Here is a 14,376-nt window from a genome sequence, read left to right as displayed (position 1 = left end):
CGACGATTCGTAACTATTCAGGCCGCGGCAGGCTCGGACGGCGGCAGCCGAGGCTCCGACGGCTGAGATTCAGCTTCCACCAAATCGGACGCCAATGGCTCTGGCGCTGCGATATCAGGTTGCGGTGAGCGCACCGACACGTCGACGGTCATACCGAGATAATCACCGACCAATCCGGTGAAGCCCCCAGACACCGGCACCGCCTGGCTGGGGTCGCGGGTGACCGCCACCCGGATCAGGTTGTCCGCGGCGATCGATCCGTTGGTGGGATCGAATTCGATCCAGCCCGCGCCCGGCAGATAGATATCCGCCCAGGCATGGGTGGCACCGGCGCCGACAATGCCAACATTCTCGCCGTCGAGCGCCGGATCATACAGATAGCCGGTCACGAAACGCGCGCCGAAGCCGAGCGACCGCGCCGCCTCGATCAGCAACAGCGCGAAATCCCGGCACGATCCGGAGCCGAGCCGCAGCGTCTCCAGCGGCGGCTGAGTGCCCTGCTCATGCCGCACCTGATAGGCGAAACCGGTGTGGATGCCGGCATTAATGTCGGCCAGCAACGCCATGGTGTCGGTCGGCCGGCTGGCGATGAAGCTCTTGGCCCAGGCCTCCAGTTCGCCGTTCGGATCGGGATAATGGCATTCGAGCATACGGCCGAGATCGGTGCGGTCGTCGGTCGAATAAACGAAGGGGTAGATCTTCGCCCCCTCCTCCACTTCGAAATTCGGCGAACCCATGCCGTAGCGCTCGATGGTCAGCAGGCTCTCGATCTTCAATTCGTTCGACGGCTCGATAAAATCCACCACCGCGACCGAATTGCCGAACACATCGTGCATCCAGCGGACATTGCCATGCGGCCACAGCGTCAACTCGGCACCGACGAGACGCAGGTCATGGCTGTCACGGGGTCGCAACATCAGGCGATGCGGCTGGAACACCACCGGATTGGCGTAGGTGTAGTGCGTGACGTGACGCACGGTGAGAGTTTGCATGCAGGCATTTCCTTGCGGATCGACGATCAGCGTGACAGCAAACGACCGACCAAGAAACCGGTGATGCCGACGGCGATCAAGGCGTTGAAAGAGTATTTTCGTTCCGGCAGTCCGACAGCGCGCCGGCGCGGCGACGCATCAAGGATCGTCTCGTCGGGCACGGAAATATCCGGAAGCGCGGAGACGACATCATCGGCAGACCGGGGGGCCCGGGCGGTGACGGCACGGGAGCGCGGATTGCCCGAGAGCTGCCTGTTGTCTCCGGCATCGGATATGTTCGAGGTATCGGGCCTGGCCATCGCCGCTCTCCTGTGCTGAACAGATTCGACGCCACAACGCGCGAGACAATGTTTGGTTCGCCGTTCAGCGGCGGCCGGAAATGAAGGCAACCACTTCCGTCGGTCCTTGCGCATGGAAAAGTTCGATGCGCCGGCCACCACAAATATCGCAGCGCAGCTGGGTTCGCGTCGCGCCCGATGAGTCTGGGAGCGCATGCAATTGCTCGCTGCGCCCGAGGATGGACCGCCGCCCGCAGCGCAGGCAACGGGCACATAGAGTGACCGAATCGTTAATGGGCTGGATCTCCCGTGTCGTCAGCCGACGGAGCTTCAGAGGCGCGCATGGTAGTTGAGCAAGCAGCCTGCGCCTATCGCGCGGGTGCGGTGTAGCTGCAAAACATGCTGAAAGGCGGAGATCCCGAGTCAGGCCAACCGAAGCGGCATGGAGGGCTTGCGGTTGGTGGGCGCACAAGGACTCGAACCTTGGACCCGCTGATTAAGAGTCAGCTGCTCTACCAACTGAGCTATGCGCCCGACCGGGGTGCGTCGACGAGGAGGTTTCACTCGCGAGCGGCGGTCGTGTACCAAAGCTACCCGGGCCTGTCTACCGGCCCGGGTACTTTTTCACTCTTTAAATGCCTCTTCGCGCTTCTTGCGCACAGAAGGCAGCAACACCACCGCAAGAGCCAGCACGGCGATCGCCAGCATCACCGCCGAGAGCGGACGGGTGACGAACACCGTCGGATCGCCGCGCGAGATCAGCATGGCACGGCGCAGATACTCCTCCAGCATCGGCCCGATGATGAAGCCGAGCAGCAGCGGCGCGGGCTCGCAGTCCAACTTGACCAGCAGGTAGCCGAACACGCCGAAAGCGGCCATCGCGTAGACGTCGTAGACGTTGTTGTTCACGCTGTAGACGCCGATGCAGCAGAAGCCGATGATCAGCGGGAACAGGATGTGGTACGGCACCGTCAGCAGCCGCACCCAGATTCCGATCAGCGGCAGGTTCAGCACCACCAGCATGAAATTGCCGATCCACATGGAGGCGATGATGCCCCAGAACAGATTCGGCTGCTCGTTCACCACGTTGGGGCCTGGCACGATGCCCTGGATGATCAAGGCGCCGATCATCAGCGCCATCACCGGATTGGACGGAATGCCGAGCGTCAACATGGGGATGAAGGAGGTCTGCGCGCCGGCATTGTTGGCGCTCTCCGGCCCGGCGACGCCTTCGATCGCACCCCGGCCGAACTGCTGGGGATGCTTCGAGACCCGCTTCTCGATCGAGTAGGCGGCGAAGGAGGAGAGCATCGCGCCACCACCCGGCAGGATGCCCAGGAAGGAGCCGAGTACGGTGCCGCGCAGCACCGGGGCGATGATGCGCTTGACGTCGTCCTTGGACAGCATCAGGCCCTGTACCTTCTGCACCAGCACGCTGCGGCTGTGCTCGTCCTCGAGGTTGCGGACGATCTCGACGAGACCGAACAGACCCATGGCCAGCGCCACGAACTCGATGCCGTCGGCGAGTTCGACGATGTCGAAGGTGAAGCGCGGGGTGCCGGTGTAGACGTCCTGACCCGACAATCCGAACAGGATGCCGAGCACCACCATCGCCAGCGCCTTGATCACCGAGCCCGAGGCCAGCGACACCGAAGCCACAAGCCCCAGAACCATCAGGGAAAAATATTCCGGTGGCCCGAATTTCAGCGCGAGGTCGGCGAGCGGCGGCGCGAAGACGGCGAGCAGGAAAGTCGCGACCGAACCGGCGAAGAAGGAGCCGAGCGCCGCGGTGGCGAGCGCGGCCCCCGCCCGGCCCTGCCGCGCCATCTGGTAGCCGTCTATGGCGGTGACCACCGAGGAACTCTCGCCGGGCAGGTTGATCAGGATGGCGGTGGTCGAGCCGCCATACTGCGCGCCGTAATAGATGCCGGAGAGCATGATCAGCGCCGACACCGGCGGCAGGCCGAAGGTGATGGGCAGCAGCATGGCGATGGTCGGCACGGGGCCGAGGCCCGGCAGCACGCCGATCAAAGTGCCCAGCAACACGCCGATAAAGCAGTAGAAAAGGTTCTGGAACGTGAAGGCGACCGAGAAGCCTAGCGCCAAATGATCGAAGATTTCCATGGACTTAACTCTCCGATCAGTAGCCGCCGAGCCACGGGCCGAGCATGGGGAGCGGCAGGCCGAGACCCTTGATGAACACCGCCCAGGCGAAGGCAACCATGATCGCCGTCATGACCAAGCCATTGAAAATCGAGAACTTTCGGCTCGCCGTCGAGGAGATGAAGACGGCGAGGCCCATGGCCGGGCCAAGGCCCAGCGGGCGAACCGTGAGGCCGAACACCACCACCGACAGGGTGACGAGCACCAGCCCCTGCCACGGTATCGAGATCCGCCGGGCGTCCTCGTCGGCCTCCACATCCCCGCGAAAAGCGAGGCCGGTGAGGAGTACGATGAGGCCAAGTGCGGCCAGAATTCCGCACAGGACCAGCGGGAAGTAGCCCGGCCCCATCCTGATCGCCCGGCCGATCGGCAGATCGGACCCGAGCCAGGCGAACCAGGCGGCCAGGAAGATGAGCAACAACCCGGTGACGACGTCCTTCGGGCTTCGGACAAAGCGACCCATGCGGAACCTCGCGGTGATGTGAGGCGACACCCGTCCGGCCACCTGCCCCGGGGGCAGGCGGACGGACCGGGACGAAGGTCAGGAGATCCGGATCAGTCGGCGAACACGCCGGCCTGCTCGATGACCGGCTTCCACTTGGCGACCTCAGAGGCGACGAAGGCCTTGTGCACCTCCGGCGTGGCACGCTCCTGCGACACCGGCTCGGTGCCGAGATCGGCGAAGCGGGCGATGACCTTGGGGTCCTGCAACGCCTGCTTGAGCGCGGCGTTCAGCTTGGCGACCACCGCCGGCGGCGTGCCCTTGGGGGCGTACATGCCGTGCCACACGGCGATCTCGAAGTCCTTCACCCCGCCTTCCTGCATGGTGGGGACGTCGGGCAGCGCCTTGAGGCGGTCCTTGGTGGTCACCGCATAGGCCTTCACCTTGCCGGCCTTGATCTGGCCGGTGGTGTTGGTGGTCTGGTCGCACATAAGGTCGATCTGGCCGCCGACGAGGTCGTTCATCGCCGGGCCGGTGCCCTGATAAGGCACGGTGGTCATCGGGGTGCCCAGCGCCGACATGAACAGCATGCCGCACAGATGCGAGGCGGAGCCGACGCCGGCATTGCCGTAGATCACCTTGTCCTTGTTTTCCTTCACATAGGCGACAAGGGCGGAGATGTCCTTCGGCTCCAGGCCGGACTTCGCGATCATCGTCATCGGCACGTCGGTGACGAGGCCGACCTCCTCGAAATCGGTCAGCACATTGTAGGGCAGCTTGCGATAGAGCGTCGCCGAGGTCGCCTGGCCGATATGGTGCAGCAGGACGGTGTAGCCATCCGGCGTCGCCTTGGCGACCTGGCCGGCGCCACGGGTGCCGCCGGCACCGCCGACATTTTCCACAACGATCTGCTGGCCGAGGCTGCGCGACATGGATTCGGCGATCAGCCGGGCGACGGTGTCGGTCGGTCCGCCGGCCGCGAACGGCACGATCATCGAAATCGCGCGGGTCGGATACTCCTGCGCCTTGGCGCCTGCCAACGGCACCAGGCCGAGCGCGAGAGCCGCGAATCCGGCGGCGACTGTTTTCCATTTCATGCGGGTGTTCCTCCAGAAGCGGGTATTGGGTCGATTATTATTGCCGGCGCCGGCCTGCCCGGCAGGGCTTTTTTGGTTGCGGCTAGGCGAGCATTCGCCTGCCTCACCGTCAAGCCGCATTTTCGAACTAACCTCAATATGTTTGCGACACTGATGCATTAGCCCGCTGATTGTGACCAATGGGCCCTCCGATGCGGCACCGGCTAGGAAGTCGGCCGGCTTGGTCCCATATTCCGTGCATGATTCAGGAGCCGCCCCCCCTCGTCGTTTCGATCGACCATGCCGACCCCTGGCACGCTGCCCGGCGGCTGGCAGCGCGCTTTGGCGGCCTCGCCTTCCTCGACAGCGCCATGGCGCATCCGCAGCTGGGGCGCTGGTCCTTCGTGGCGGCGGATCCGTTCGGCCGGTTTCGCGTCACCGGCGGCACCGCCTTCTGGAACGATGCCGCCGAGGACGGCCCGCCACGCGAAGCGCTGCGCCGCCGGCTGGCGCTCTACGCGCAGGGCCCCCTGCCCTGCGACGCCCCGTTCCAGGGCGGCGCCATCGGCACCTTCGCCTATGAGGCCGGCCGGCTGTTCGACCGTTTTCCGACGCCGCAGCCCGAGCCCGGCGAGGGCCCGGAAATCGATCTCGGCTTCTACGACGTGGTGCTCGCCTTCGATATCGTCAGCCGGCGCGGCTTCCTGATCTCCACCGGCTGGCCGGAGACCGAGCCGCAGGCCCGGCTGGCCCGCGCCCGCAGCCGCATGGAGCAGATGAGCGCGGCCCTCGCGGCGCCGCTGCCGGCGCTCGACACCGAGCTGCCGGCCGTCGAGTGGACGTCGAACTTCGATGCCCCGCGCTACGAGGCGGCGGTAGCGAAGGTGATCGCCTATATCCGTGCCGGCGACATCTTCCAGGCGAATTTCACCCAGCAATTCCAGGCGCAGATCGGGGCGACCGACCCGCTCGCCATCTATGAGCGGCTGCGCAACGCCAACCCGGCCACTTTCGCGGCGCTGATCCTCAGTGAAGGCCGCGCCGTCGCCTCCTCCTCGCCGGAACGGTTCCTGACCCTGCGGGCGGTCGCCGGCAGGCTGGAGGTGGAGACCCGGCCGATCAAGGGCACGCTGCCGCGCTCGGTGGAACCGACGCTCGACGCCTTTCGCGGCCGCGAGCTGGTGGCCAGCGAGAAGGACCGCGCCGAAAACGTGATGATCGTCGACCTGCTGCGCAACGATCTCTCGCGGGTATGCCGGCCCGGCACGGTGAAGGTGCCGCGGCTATGCGGGCTGGAGACCTATGCCAATGTGCACCACCTCGTCTCGGTGGTGACCGGCACGCTGAAGCCCGGCCGCGACGGGCTCGACCTGATCGCCGCCTCCTTCCCCGGCGGCTCGATCACCGGGGCGCCGAAGATCCGCGCCATGGAGATCATCCGCGAACTGGAAGGCATTCCGCGCGGGGTCTATTGCGGCGCCATCGGCTATCTCGGCTTCGACGGCACCGCCGACCTCAACATCGCCATCCGCACCGTGACGCTGGAGGATGGCGTCGCCCGCTTCGGCGTCGGCGGCGGCATCACCCTGCTTTCCGACCCGGCGGCGGAGTATCGCGAGAGCCTGACCAAGGCCGAGCGCATCTTCCGCGCCTTCCGGCAGGAAGAACGATGACGTTGAGAAGGATGACGTTGGGAGCGACGGCATGATCGTCCTGATCGACAATTACGACAGCTTCGCCTTCAACGTGGCGCGCTATCTCGTCGAACTCGGCGCCGAGGTGGAGGTGCTGCGCAACGACGCGGTGGGCGCCGGGGCGCTGGCGGCGCGGGCCGATCTCGAGGCACTGGTGATCTCGCCCGGCCCCTGCGCGCCCGACGAGGCCGGGGTATCGCTGGAGGCGATCCGGCAGCTTTCCGGCAAGGTGCCGATCCTTGGCATCTGCCTCGGCCACCAATGCATCGCCCAGGCGCTGGGCGGCCGGGTCGTGGCCGCGAAGCAGCCGATGCACGGGCGCCCTTCGGCTATCCGCCATCTCGGCACCGACGTGTTCGCCGGCCTGCCCTCCCCCTTTGCCGCCGGGCGCTACCATTCGCTGGCGGTGGAGCTCGACCCGGCCGGGCCGCTTACGGCCACGGCCTGGAGCGACGATGGCGAGATCATGGGCCTCGCCCACTGCGCGCACCCGACCTATGGCGTGCAGTTCCACCCGGAATCGGTGCTGACCGAGCACGGCTACCGGCTGATGGAGAATTTCCTCACGCTGGCGGGCGCCAAGGTCGCGGCATGACCGAAAGCGTCAGCGTCGAGGATCGCGGCTTCACGCTCGGCGACGGGGTGTTCGACACCGCCCTGGCGCTGGGCGGCACGGTGTTCGCCCGCGGGCGGCACGTCGAACGGCTGCTGGCCGCCTGCGACGCCATCGGCATCGCCGTGGAGCGCGCCGGGATCGAGGCGGCGATCGAGGCGGCGCTGACGCCGGCGCCCAGCATCCTGCGCACCACGGTGACACGCGGCACCGCCGCCCGCGGCCTCTGGCCGGCCAGCGTCGGCGCGCCGACCGTGGTGGTGACGGCGGCGCCGTGGAGCCCGGCGCTGCTAGGCCAGAAGGTGCGCCTCGTCACCGCCAGCGGCCGGCGCAACGACCTCTCGCCCACCGCCACTCTCAAGGCGATCGGCTATCTCGACGCCATCCTCGCCGCCCGCGAGGCGGCGCAGGCCGGGGCGGACGACGCGCTGCTGCTGAACACCCGCGGACGGGTCGCCTGCACCACCATCGCCAATGTCTTCGCGGTGATCGGCGGCCGGCTGGTGACGCCCGGCCTCGCCGAGGGCTGCCTGCCGGGCATCGTGCGCGGGCTGGTGTGCGAGATCGCCCCCGAGCTCGGCCTCGCGGTGGAAGAGCGCCCGCTGGCGCCGGCCGAGCTCGGCGGCGCCGAGGCGGTGTTCCTCAGCAACAGCGTGCGCTTCCTGCGCCCGGCGACGGCGCTGGACGGCACCCCGCTGGCGGACGGCTCGGCGCTGATCGGAACGCTGATGGACGAGCTGGGGCGGCGCGTCGCCGCCGAATGCAGGGTGGCGCTGACGCCGCACTGAGGTTCAGTGTACCGCCGGCAAGGACAGTGCCGTCCAGTCCTGGCGCGGGATCGGCGCGCCGACCTTGAAGGCGAAGCCCACCACCTGGCGCAGGCTGCCGTCGAGCTCGCAGGAGAACGACACCTCGTACCATTTCAGGCCGCTGCGAAAGGCACCGCCGCCGGCGATCAGGCTGTTGCCGCGCCTGCGGGTGTCGGCACGGGCATAGTCGACCAGCCGGTCGGGCTGGTAGCCGGGCCGCCAGGCATGGATCTGCTCCATCGCCTCCAGATCGCAGAGCTGGGCGATGCGCTCCTCCTCCGCCAAGGTCGCCAGCGCCCGCCGCGTCGCCCGGCTGTGCGGATCGGCCAGCACCTGCGCCGACAGCATGCGGGTGGGGCGGATCATGTCGTCGGGCTTCGCCGGCACGGCGGCGGGAGGCGGCGGGCCGGCGGACGGCGTGGCCGGGACCTCCGGCGCGGCGGCGGCGGGCGGCGGACCGGAGGGCGCCGGCGCGACGCCGCGCAGGGCATCGAAATCGCGGGCGCTGATCACCTCGGTCTCGATTGCCGGTCCCTCCTGCCGATCGACGAACGGCGCGGCGGCAACCATCAGCGCCGCCGCGAGCGCCGCCAGATGCAGCGCCAGCGCACCGGCGAGGCGTGCCGCGCCCTCGCCGCGCCGCTTCCGCGCCGGGTGCGGGCGCAACGCATCCAGCGCGCTCAGCTCGACGCGCGGGGCCGACGTCATGCGGGCAGCGCCATGCAAATCTCCGATGCAGCCAGCCATTCCCGACCCGGCGGGCAGGATTATGGCAGGCAGCCGGAGCGGAGTTGGCCCGGCGCCAGCTCCGCCGACATTGGCGCTGCCGGACTATCGCGGCAACCTCCAGAATTTCGATCTGTCGGGCGCGCCGGGCGTCGACCATGAGAGCACCGACAGGCCCTCCCCGCCTGCGCACGGGCCCGGCAGCGCGCGGCAGCACCTTCGCGCCCAACTTGTTTTTCAATCTCCGGACCTTCGACGCAGCGAAACACGGCAGGCGTCGCCGCATAGCCAATTATTACACAGACATGTTTTCGACATTATCTTCACGCCAACAAGCACATCCCGATAGAAAACGTAGACACTTCTTTCTCAGTTGAAACCTTTTTGATCGGCCAGCGTTGAAACGTAACTTGAAGACCGAGTTTACGGGGTACCAACATGCTTCGTCTCCGCCGCCCTTTGCTCGCCATGGGCCTGGCCGCGAGCCTGCTCTCCACCGCCGCCGTGCCGTCGGCTATCGCCCAAACGCCCCCGCCGGCCGCCGCGCCGGCCGGACCGCCGCCGGGCGGGGCGAGCCTCGACGTCAATGTGTTCTATGACCAGCTGGGCGATTACGGCTCGTGGGTCGAGCACCCCGATTACCAGTACGTGTTCATTCCCTCCAATGTCGCCCCGGGCTGGCGCCCCTATCAGGAAGGGCGCTGGGTGTGGACCGATGCCTATGGCTGGTACTGGGAATCCTACGAGCCCTTCGGCTGGGCCACCTATCACTACGGCCGCTGGGGCTATGATCCCGCCTATGGCTGGTTTTGGGTGCCGGGCGACACCTGGGCGCCGGCCTGGGTAACCTGGCGCCGTGGCGGCGGACGCACCGGCTGGGCGCCGATCGCCCCCGATCGCCCCGGTTATGCCGTGGGACGCGCCACCCAGTACAGCGCGCCGGTCGCCGAGAGCTGGGTTTTCGTCGAGGACCGCTACATGGGCGAGGAGGACCTCTCGCCCTATGTCGCACCGATCCCCGCCATCGGCGTCTACCTGCAGGCCGCGCCGGATTATTACGAGCCGAGCTGGGACGACGGCTATTACGTCAATCGCGGCTTCGGCGCCGACGTGTACGGGCCGCCGATCCGCGAGCGCATCGTGTCGCGCGAGGTGATCTATGTCGATCGCCAGGACGAGCTGTTCTACGACGCCGGCCGGCTGGGCATCTTCGCGCCGTTCATCGCCTTTGGCGACCGGCTGGCCCCGCCGCCCCGCTATGAGCGCCGCATCGATCCGGACCGCCGGCCGCTGATCCGGCAATATGTCCGCGATGATCCCGGCGACCGCGGCCAGCCCGGGCTGTTTGCGCCTTCGGCAGCCCTTCTGGGTGCGCTGGAGCCGGAACAGCGGCGCGAGCTGCGCCAGCGCCGCTATGGCGACCCCGACGGTTACCGCCGCGATATCGACCGAATCGAGCGCGAACGCGCCGACCGGATCCGCGAGCTGCGCCGCGAGGCGGATTCACGCGCCGACACGCTGGAGCGGGAGCGGCGGCAGGCGGCGGAACAGCGCCGCCAGCAGGTGGATCGCATTCGCGCCGAGCAGCGCGCGCGGGCGGAACGGGTGAACGCACGCCCCGATGCCGGACCCGGCGCCCGTCCCGGCATGCCCCCTGGTGCCCGTCCGGCCATGCCGCCGGGCGCCGGTGGCGCGCCGCGGCCCGGCATGCCGCCGGACCCGCGGCCGGACGCGGCACGCGGCAACCAGCAGCAGCAGGAGATCGAGCGCCGGCGCGCCGAGCAGGACCGGCAGCGCCAGCAGATCGAGCAACGCCGCCAGCAGGCCGACCAGCAGCGCCAACGGCAGCAGGACCAGCAACGCCAGCAGATCGAGCAACGCCGGCAGCAAGCCGACCAGCAGAGGCAGCAGCAGGACCAGCGCCGTCAACAGATGGAGCAACGCCGCCAGCAGGCCGACCAGCAGAGGCAGCAGCAGGACCAGCGCCGCCAGCAGATGGAGCAACGCCGCCAGCAGGCCGACCAGCAGAGGCAGCAGCAGGACCAGCGCCGCCAGCAGATCGAGCAGCGCCGCCAGCAGGCCGACCAGCAGAGGCAGCAGCAGGACCAACGCCGCCAGCAGATGGAGCAGCGCCGCCAGCAGGCCGATCAGCAGCGCCAGCAGCAGGAGCAGCGGCGCGGGCCGCCGCCGCAGCAACAGGGCGGCGGGGGAGGCGGCGACGGCAAGCCGCAACGCAAGCTGCCGCAGCCCAACGAATAGACCGCGGCGGAGACCACGGCGCGCCACGAAAAACCCTGGCCCTCACGGAGGCTGTGTGGAAACTGATTTGAGGCTCCGGCAATGCCGGGGCCTGTTTGGTTTCAGGCTGTGGCGGTTTTGATGTTGATGGCTCGCAGGATGTTATAGGCGAGGATCGAAAGGGCCATTTCGGTTCTGGTTCCCTTAGGTTCCTGGTCAGGAAGCGCCCACCCGCCGTCATGCGCTTGATGGTGCCGAAGGGATGCTCGACGGCACATCGCCTGGCTTTCATCATCTGTGGCGTGGCACGGGCGTCCATGCGGTTGAGCGCATCGTCGTCGAGGTGGCGCTTGACGGTGCGCCGTCCGGCGGTGGTGCAGGCCGGCGGTGGTGCAGGCCGGCGGTGGTGCAGGCCGGCTTGAGCGCGCAACCGGAGCCGTCCTGCGAGACGTAAGTGACGTTGCGCTTCCTGCGATGAAGCTGCTTGCGCATGAGCGTGCGGCCCGCCGGGCAGGCAAGCGTATCGGTCGCGGGATCGTAGGCGAAAGCGGTGCGGTCAAGGAGCGCGCCGTCGCCCTGATTGGTGATCGAGCGCTGCGAGGGCACGCCGGCGACGATGCCGTCGCGCTCGCAGGCGCCGGCATGCTCGCCATTGTCGAAGCCTTTGTCGGCCACGACCGTCAGGGCGTCGAGGCCGAGGCTCTCTTTCGTGGCGCTGGCCATCGGATGAAGCTGGCGTCGGTCGGTCGGCGCGTCGGTGACCTCATGATGCACGATCAGGCCCGTATCGGCGTCGACGGCGGCCTGTACATTGTAGGACGGCGGCTTGGGACCGCCGGCATAGCCCATCGGCCGGGCATCCTCTTCGCCTTCGACCAGCGTGTTGCGTTCTTGCGCATCCAGCCTCGCGGCCATCCGGTCGAGTTCGCGACGGCGCGCATGGAGCGCGGCGAGCGCTGTTTCGACCGCCTCGGGTGCATCGTCGGGTTCGGCCGCGTCAGCTTCATCGAGACCTGCCAGATAGGCGGCGATCGTGCCGTCGAGGCGCGCCGCTTCATCCGCGATCTCCCGGCGGCCGATCACCCTCTTCGGGCTGGCGGCGGCGCGGAACTTCGAGCCGTCCGGCGCCACCAGCCGGGCCGCAAACAGGCCTGCTTCCCGGCACAAAGCACAAAGGCCCGGCACGCGCCGACGAGGGCGGGGCCGTTGTCGCGGCGGAAATCGGCGATCGTCTTGAAGTCGGGGGCGAGCCTTCGCGCCAGCCATATCGCCTCGACATCGCGCCGGCAGGCTCGCTCCAGTCGGCGCGACGAGCGGACCTCGTTGAAATAGCCCCAGACATAGAGCTTCAGAAGGTCACGCGGATCATAGCCGGGACGCCCCGTCGACGCCGGAGACGCACGCACAAAGCCCAGCGCCGCAAGAGCAAGACCGGCGACAAAGGCGTCAATCACCCGAACCGCAGCATCCGACGCCACGTAGTCCTCAACCCGCGACGGCAGAAGTGACGCCCGCTCCCGATCCTCGCCGACGATATAGCCCATGAAAATGGCCGCCCCGTTCCCGAGGCGGCCATCCTAGCTGAACCGCAAAGCTTTCCACACAGCCTGCAAACGGGCGGGGGCTTCCGCTATCGCACCGGCGGACGCTTCACTCCGCCGCCGGGCTGGCCTGCGCGTTCAGGCTCTGGCGCTTGGACTGCAGCTTGTTGAGCGCGATGATATAGGCCTGCGCCGAGGCGACCAGCGTATCGGGATCGGAGCCGCGCCCGGTGACCGCCTTGTCGCCGTCCTCCAGCCGCACCGACACCTCGGCCTGCGCGTCCGTGCCCTCGGTCACCGCGTGCACCTGGTAGAGCGCCAGCTTGGCCGAATGCGGCACGATCGCCTTGATGCAGTTGAAGGTGGCGTCGACCGGGCCGTTGCCCTCCACCTCCTCGGTGGTGACGCGGCCATCGACCTCCATCTTCATGGTGGCACGCTGCGGGCCGTGGCTGCCGGCGATCACCGACAGCGACACCAGCTTCATCCGGTCATGCGCCACCGCGATGCCCTGATCGACCAGCGCCTCGATGTCCTCGTCATAGACGACCTTCTTGCGGTCGGCCAAATCCTTGAACCGGGCGAAGGCGTCGTTCAGCGCGTTCTCGCCCAGCTCGTAGCCGAGCGCCTTCAGCTTGTCGCGGAAGGCGGCGCGGCCGGAATGCTTGCCCATCACCAGCGAGGTCTTGGAAACGCCGACGCTTTCCGGCGTCATGATCTCGTAGGTGGTGTTGTTCTTCAGCATGCCGTCCTGGTGGATGCCGCTCTCATGGGCAAAGGCGTTCCGGCCGACGATCGCCTTGTTGTACTGCACCGGGAACGAGGTCACCGCCGACACCATCTTGGAGGCGCGGGTCAGCATGCCCGCCTCGATGCCGGTCTCGAAGGGGAGCACGTCGCGGCGGGTGCGGATGGCCATGACCACCTCTTCCAGCGCCGCATTGCCGGCCCGCTCGCCGAGGCCGTTTATGGTGCATTCGATCTGCCGCGCGCCGCCGGCCAGCGCCGCCAGCGAATTGGCGACCGCGAGGCCGAGATCGTCGTGGCAATGGGCGGAGAACACGATGCGCTCCGCATCGGCGACGCGCTCCTGGATATAGGCGCGCACCTGCCGGAACATCGCCTCATATTCGGAGGGCGTGGCATAGCCGACCGTGTCGGGCAGGTTGATGGTGGTGGCGCCGGCCTTCACCGCCGTCTCGACGCAGCGGGACAGATAGTCGATCGGCGTGCGGGTGGCGTCCATCGCCGACCACTCGACATCCGCGACGAGGTTGCGGGCCTGCGTCACCGTGGCGGAGATGATGTCGATCACCTGATCCTGCGTCTTGCGCATCTGATGTTCCAGATGGATCGGCGAGGTGGAGACGAAGGTGTGGATGCGCGGGCGCTGCGCCGGCTTCACCGCCTCGCCGGCGCGGGCGATATCGGCGGGGATGGCGCGGGCGAGGCCGGCGACCACCGCGCGCTTGGTGCGGCGGGCGATCTCGGCGACGCTCTCGAAATCGCCGTTGGAGGCGATGGGAAAGCCCGCCTCGATGATGTCGACGCCCATCTCGTCGAGCAGATCGGCAACCTCCAGCTTCTCCTCGAAGGTCATCGAGGCGCCGGGGCACTGCTCGCCGTCGCGCAGCGTGGTGTCGAAGATGACGACGCGATCATGGGCGATATCGGACATGGCGTTCTTCCTTCTGGACGCACGAGCCGGCGGCCCCTCGGGGACACGGCGGCGGCTCGGAATTTCGGTGTCGAGGCGATTCGGGCGTCATCCCCTGAGCGCCCAGGCACGCAGCCCGGCCGGCCC

General features: G+C 67.9%; 13 protein-coding genes and 1 tRNA gene. 4 read left to right on the top strand and 10 right to left on the bottom strand.

Annotation, left to right across the window (positions count from 1 at the left end; genetic code table 11):
- Positions 1 to 17: 17 nt before the first annotated feature.
- From J2X65_RS18435 to J2X65_RS18410, 6 genes are all read right to left on the bottom strand, one after another.
- Complete coding sequence (locus tag J2X65_RS18435; protein ID WP_310203856.1) at positions 18 to 992, bottom strand: transglutaminase family protein; 975 nt, start codon at positions 990 to 992, stop codon at positions 18 to 20.
- 26 nt (positions 993 to 1,018) lie between these two features.
- Complete coding sequence (locus J2X65_RS18430; RefSeq protein WP_310203854.1) at positions 1,019 to 1,291, bottom strand: hypothetical protein; 273 nt, start codon at positions 1,289 to 1,291, stop codon at positions 1,019 to 1,021.
- 437 nt (positions 1,292 to 1,728) lie between these two features.
- Positions 1,729 to 1,804, bottom strand: a tRNA-Lys gene (locus J2X65_RS18425).
- 90 nt (positions 1,805 to 1,894) lie between these two features.
- Complete coding sequence (locus tag J2X65_RS18420; protein ID WP_310203851.1) at positions 1,895 to 3,394, bottom strand: tripartite tricarboxylate transporter permease; 1,500 nt, start codon at positions 3,392 to 3,394, stop codon at positions 1,895 to 1,897.
- A gap of 16 nt (positions 3,395 to 3,410) precedes the next feature.
- Entirely contained in the window at positions 3,411 to 3,896 is a 486-nt protein-coding gene (locus J2X65_RS18415) for a tripartite tricarboxylate transporter TctB family protein (protein ID WP_310203848.1), read from the bottom strand.
- A 92-nt stretch (positions 3,897 to 3,988) separates the two neighbouring features.
- Positions 3,989 to 4,972 (bottom strand): tripartite tricarboxylate transporter substrate binding protein BugD, encoded by a 984-nt coding sequence (locus J2X65_RS18410; protein ID WP_310203845.1) that lies wholly within the window; start codon positions 4,970 to 4,972, stop codon positions 3,989 to 3,991.
- Between the two features lie 239 nt (positions 4,973 to 5,211).
- On the opposite strand from J2X65_RS18410, the gene pabB reads away from it, so the two are divergent.
- Genes pabB through J2X65_RS18395 form a run of 3 tightly spaced genes read left to right on the top strand, consistent with a single transcriptional unit; the run spans position 5,212 to position 8,046 of the window.
- On the top strand, positions 5,212 to 6,624 hold the full coding sequence (pabB, locus tag J2X65_RS18405; protein ID WP_310203842.1) for an aminodeoxychorismate synthase component I: 1,413 nt from the start codon (positions 5,212 to 5,214) through the stop codon (positions 6,622 to 6,624).
- A gap of 31 nt (positions 6,625 to 6,655) precedes the next feature.
- Positions 6,656 to 7,240 (top strand): aminodeoxychorismate/anthranilate synthase component II, encoded by a 585-nt coding sequence (locus tag J2X65_RS18400; RefSeq protein ID WP_310203839.1) that lies wholly within the window; start codon positions 6,656 to 6,658, stop codon positions 7,238 to 7,240.
- Positions 7,237 to 8,046, top strand: a complete 810-nt coding sequence (locus tag J2X65_RS18395) for an aminotransferase class IV (protein WP_310203836.1) — start codon at positions 7,237 to 7,239, stop codon at positions 8,044 to 8,046. Before J2X65_RS18400 ends, J2X65_RS18395 begins: the two co-directional genes overlap by 4 nt.
- Positions 8,047 to 8,049: 3 nt before the next feature.
- Here the strand turns inward: J2X65_RS18395 and J2X65_RS18390 are convergent, their stop codons facing one another.
- Positions 8,050 to 8,775, bottom strand: coding sequence for a DUF930 domain-containing protein (locus tag J2X65_RS18390; RefSeq protein ID WP_310203834.1), 726 nt, complete (start codon positions 8,773 to 8,775; stop codon positions 8,050 to 8,052).
- A gap of 456 nt (positions 8,776 to 9,231) precedes the next feature.
- On the opposite strand from J2X65_RS18390, the gene J2X65_RS18385 reads away from it, so the two are divergent.
- Positions 9,232 to 11,052 carry a DUF6600 domain-containing protein gene (locus J2X65_RS18385; protein WP_310203830.1) on the top strand — a complete coding sequence of 607 codons (1,821 nt, stop codon included), beginning with the start codon at positions 9,232 to 9,234 and terminating at the stop codon, positions 11,050 to 11,052.
- A gap of 270 nt (positions 11,053 to 11,322) precedes the next feature.
- Here J2X65_RS18385 and J2X65_RS18375 read toward each other — a convergent pair whose 3' ends face one another.
- From J2X65_RS18375 to J2X65_RS18365, 3 genes are all read right to left on the bottom strand, one after another.
- Entirely contained in the window at positions 11,323 to 12,162 is an 840-nt protein-coding gene (locus tag J2X65_RS18375) for a transposase (RefSeq protein ID WP_310203828.1), read from the bottom strand.
- Entirely contained in the window at positions 12,111 to 12,575 is a 465-nt protein-coding gene (locus J2X65_RS18370) for a transposase (RefSeq protein WP_310203825.1), read from the bottom strand. The genes J2X65_RS18375 and J2X65_RS18370 overlap by 52 nt, the downstream gene beginning before the upstream one ends.
- Before the next feature lie 106 nt (positions 12,576 to 12,681).
- Complete coding sequence (locus tag J2X65_RS18365; protein ID WP_310203822.1) at positions 12,682 to 14,250, bottom strand: 2-isopropylmalate synthase; 1,569 nt, start codon at positions 14,248 to 14,250, stop codon at positions 12,682 to 12,684.
- Between the last annotated feature and the right edge of the window lie 126 nt (positions 14,251 to 14,376).

It is taken from the genome of Ancylobacter sp. 3268, assembly GCF_031456575.1.
GTDB lineage: Bacteria > Pseudomonadota > Alphaproteobacteria > Rhizobiales > Xanthobacteraceae > Ancylobacter.
The sequence above is the reverse complement of the archived record's forward strand: the minus strand, read 5'-3'. Positions and strand labels throughout refer to the sequence as shown.

Excerpts from the sequence above, each read along its gene's own strand:
- J2X65_RS18400 (WP_310203839.1), top strand. The coding sequence starts at position 6,656 with ATGATCGTCCTGATCGACAATTACGACAGCTTCGCCTTCAACGTGGCG.
- J2X65_RS18395 (WP_310203836.1), top strand. The coding sequence starts at position 7,237 with ATGACCGAAAGCGTCAGCGTCGAGGATCGCGGCTTCACGCTCGGCGAC.
- pabB (WP_310203842.1), top strand. The coding sequence starts at position 5,212 with ATGATTCAGGAGCCGCCCCCCCTCGTCGTTTCGATCGACCATGCCGAC.
- J2X65_RS18385 (WP_310203830.1), top strand. The coding sequence starts at position 9,232 with ATGCTTCGTCTCCGCCGCCCTTTGCTCGCCATGGGCCTGGCCGCGAGC.
- J2X65_RS18420 (WP_310203851.1), bottom strand. The coding sequence starts at position 3,394 with ATGGAAATCTTCGATCATTTGGCGCTAGGCTTCTCGGTCGCCTTCACG.
- J2X65_RS18415 (WP_310203848.1), bottom strand. The coding sequence starts at position 3,896 with ATGGGTCGCTTTGTCCGAAGCCCGAAGGACGTCGTCACCGGGTTGTTG.
- J2X65_RS18365 (WP_310203822.1), bottom strand. The coding sequence starts at position 14,250 with ATGTCCGATATCGCCCATGATCGCGTCGTCATCTTCGACACCACGCTG.
- J2X65_RS18435 (WP_310203856.1), bottom strand. The coding sequence starts at position 992 with ATGCAAACTCTCACCGTGCGTCACGTCACGCACTACACCTACGCCAAT.
- J2X65_RS18430 (WP_310203854.1), bottom strand. The coding sequence starts at position 1,291 with ATGGCCAGGCCCGATACCTCGAACATATCCGATGCCGGAGACAACAGG.
- J2X65_RS18390 (WP_310203834.1), bottom strand. The coding sequence starts at position 8,775 with ATGACGTCGGCCCCGCGCGTCGAGCTGAGCGCGCTGGATGCGTTGCGC.
- J2X65_RS18410 (WP_310203845.1), bottom strand. The coding sequence starts at position 4,972 with ATGAAATGGAAAACAGTCGCCGCCGGATTCGCGGCTCTCGCGCTCGGC.
- J2X65_RS18370 (WP_310203825.1), bottom strand. The coding sequence starts at position 12,575 with ATGGGCTATATCGTCGGCGAGGATCGGGAGCGGGCGTCACTTCTGCCG.